Source organism: Holdemanella porci, from assembly GCF_009696075.1.
Taxonomy (GTDB): Bacteria; Bacillota_I; Bacilli_A; order Erysipelotrichales; family Erysipelotrichaceae; genus Holdemanella; species Holdemanella porci.
The window spans coordinates 1-3,299 of the sequence record NZ_VUMR01000091.1 but is presented as its reverse complement, the minus strand read 5'-3'; the positions used below and the strand labels follow the sequence as shown (position 1 = coordinate 3,299).

The window sequence follows — 3,299 nt, the reverse complement described above, 5'->3', positions numbered from 1 at the left end:
AAGATCCGGTGGCGATAGCAAAGTGGACACACCTGAACTCATCCCGAACTCAGAAGTTAAGCACTTTCACGGCGACAATAGTTGGGCTTGCCCCTGCGAAGATAGCTAGCTGCCGGGTCCTTTTTTTATACATATGCAGCAGTTTGTCTGCTTTTTTTTTATACTTTTCTAGCGTATAATACCAATATGCATAAAATTTTGAAGTATTGTAAATCAAAACCAATCTATATTATCTTAGCTGTGTTACTCCAATTTTTAACACTATTCTTTTTGGTGAGCTATTTTAGTCAAAGATTCTTTATTGTTTACTATATCTTGATCATATTTAGTCTATGCGTCTGTATGCATATCATCAATCGTGATTCGGATTCCAGTTCTAAATTATTATGGGTTTTATTGATCATGTCTTTTCCAATCTTTGGTGGCGTTGTTTATTTATTACTTGGAAATCGTAAGATTCCAAAAGCTTTAATGGTCAAAGATAGACAGGCGTATTCAGACTACAAAAAGTATGCTCTTCAAAACATTGAAATTTTAAGTGATCTTCATGAAGATGATTATGTCTTAGATAAAATGACATCCATGGCATGGACAAATGGATATTTTCCTGTTTATAACAATTGTTTGTTAACTTATTTTCCTTCTGGTGAAGAACAATATCAGGCTTTTATTCAAGAATTAATTAAAGCCGAAGATTTTATCTTTATGGAATTCTTTATTATCAATAAAGGCGTTATGTGGAATACCATTCTACAGATCTTAATGGATAAAGCCGCTATGGGGGTAGATGTTCGCGTTATTTATGATGATATGGGATGTTTGACCTATTTACCTAGAGATTATGCGAAATGTTTAAATGCGTTTGGCATTCAAACACATGCTTTTAATCCATTACGACCTCAACTGGCCATGGCAATGAACAATCGAGATCATAGAAAGATTCTAGTCATTGATGGTAAGGTGGCCTTTACAGGAGGTTGCAACATTTCCGATGAATATATCAACACGAAAAAACGTTTTGGGCATTGGAAAGATATGGGTTGTATGATCAAGGGAGCTGGTGTTGAAATGTTTACCATTTCCTTCTTACAGATCTGGAACTATCAAGCCAGTGAATATACATCGTATTCGCGTTTTATTCAAAATCGAGAAATCTTTTCATCATTAAAGAATCCTGGATATATCATTCCATTTTCGGATTCTCCAACGGATGAAAATAACACAAGTTTAAATATGCATTTGAATATGCTTGGCTGTGCCAAAGACTATTGTTGGATCACAACGCCATATTTGATTTTGGATGCAGAAATGATTTCATCTCTAAAACTCGCTGTATCCAACGGTGTAGATGTACGAATTGTTGTTCCTGGAATTCCGGATAAAAAGATGGTGTATGAAGTCACAAAAGGCAACTTTGATACATTGATCAAAGCAGGTGTTAAAATTTACGAGTATACACCTGGATTTATTCATGGCAAAGTTTGTATCGTTGATGATTCGAGTGCTTTAGTAGGCACAGTGAATATGGATTTTAGATCGTATTATCAACATTATGAATGTGGTGTATGGATGCATGAAACTACTTGTTTAACAGATATAAAAAATGACTTTGAAGAGATATTCAAAGTCTCACATGAAGTTTCATTAGAGGAATGTGTAAACACAAATCCAGCTGTGAAAGTATATCGAAATATATTAAAGGTATTTAGTCCTATCATGTAGGAATAAATACCTTTTTTTCTATTTATGAATCATTTTTTCGGGTTGCACATACAAATCGAATTCTTCACTTGTCAAATAGCCCAAATCTAAAATGGCTTCTTTTAAAGTTAAGTTATTTTTGAAAGCATGTTGGCTTGCATGTCCTGCTTTTTCATAGCCAATCACTGGATTTAAACAAGTGACTAACATTAATGAGTTATGTAAGTTTTTATCCATAGTTTCTTTATTGGCCTTTAAACCATCTAAACAATGGATGGTGAATGAGTGAATCGCATCACTTAATAATTGAATGCTCTGATCCATATTGTAGGCAATCAATGGCATAAAGACATTTAATTCAAAGTTTCCTTGGCTTGCCCCAATACCAATCGCCGTATCATTTCCCATGACCTGTACGGCAACCATAGTTAAGGCTTCACATTGAGTTGGATTGACTTTACCTGGCATAATACTAGATCCTGGCTCATTGCTTGGAATATCAATTTCATGAATGCCACTTCTTGGGCCACTGGCAAGCCATCTTATGTCATTCGCAATCTTCATACAGTTAGAGGCAAGACCTTTTAAAGCCCCACTTGTATATACCATGGCATCCTTACTTGTTAGAGCATGGAATTTGTTTGAATCTGGTACAAAAGGAAGATGTGTCTTTTCAGAAATGATCTTTGTGACGACTTCATCAAAACCTTCTGGACAGTTGATTCCTGTACCTACAGCGGTTGCACCACAAGCTAGTTCATACACATATTTTAAGCTATCGATAATTTGAGCTTTACTATGCTCAATCATAGAACGGTATCCACTTAATTCTTGTGAGAAATATAATGGAGTGGCATCTTGAAGATGAGTCCTGCCAATTTTAATAATGCCTTCGTTTTCTTCTTCTAGTTTTTTGATTTGATGTATCATTAAATCCAATTGTGGAAGCAGCTCAGCATTGATTTTTTGTGCCACCATGATATGTAACGCAGCCGGGAACGTATCATTTGAACTTTGGGATGCGTTAACCGTGTCGTTTGGATGGAGAATATTTTCCTTTGCGTATTCATTTCCTAACATGGAAATGACTTCATTGGCATTCATATTGGTTTGTGTTCCAGAACCTGTTTGCCAAACATGTAAAGGGAACTGGTCTAAATATTGTCCGTCTTCAATTCTTTGACAGATTTCGACAATGGCTTCACATTGTTTTTCAGTAATTTTATTGAAATGAAGGTTGGCCTTGGCACATGCTTCTTTCAATATCGCAAGACTATGAATCAAAGAGGCAGGCATTAATTCCTGTCCAATCTTAAAATTCTCCAAACTTCTTTGGGTTTGGGATTTCCAATATTTGTCAGCTTCGACTTTGATTTGTCCTAAACAATCTTCTTCTATACGATATGTACTCATTTTGTTCACCTGTTATGAAGTGACCTTTGTCAAGACAAAATTACACTCATATTCTAAAAATATTCAGTTTTAGATTGATGACATAGAGGAACTCCTAAACAAATCTATCGACAGTTAACCACTCTGTTATTCGTGGATTGGGTACCTAAGGTTAATGGTCCGTCGAGCAGGTTTTGTAAATCTCA

Annotated in this window: 2 protein-coding genes and 1 rRNA gene; 2 read left to right on the top strand and 1 reads right to left on the bottom strand. The window is 35.5% G+C overall.

Going from position 1 to position 3,299, the window contains the following annotated elements:
* Positions 1 to 4 precede the first annotated feature (4 nt).
* A 5S ribosomal RNA gene (gene rrf / locus FYJ55_RS10320) occupies positions 5 to 118 on the top strand.
* A 68-nt stretch (positions 119 to 186) separates the two neighbouring features.
* Positions 187 to 1,722 carry a cardiolipin synthase gene (gene cls, locus FYJ55_RS10315; protein WP_154556751.1) on the top strand — a complete coding sequence of 512 codons (1,536 nt, stop codon included), beginning with the start codon at positions 187 to 189 and terminating at the stop codon, positions 1,720 to 1,722.
* An 18-nt stretch (positions 1,723 to 1,740) separates the two neighbouring features.
* Here the strand turns inward: cls and fumC are convergent, their stop codons facing one another.
* The gene (fumC, locus tag FYJ55_RS10310; protein WP_154556750.1) at positions 1,741 to 3,114 is read right to left on the bottom strand and encodes a class II fumarate hydratase; all 1,374 of its coding nucleotides are present in this window, start codon (positions 3,112 to 3,114) and stop codon (positions 1,741 to 1,743) included.
* Positions 3,115 to 3,299 lie beyond the last annotated feature (185 nt).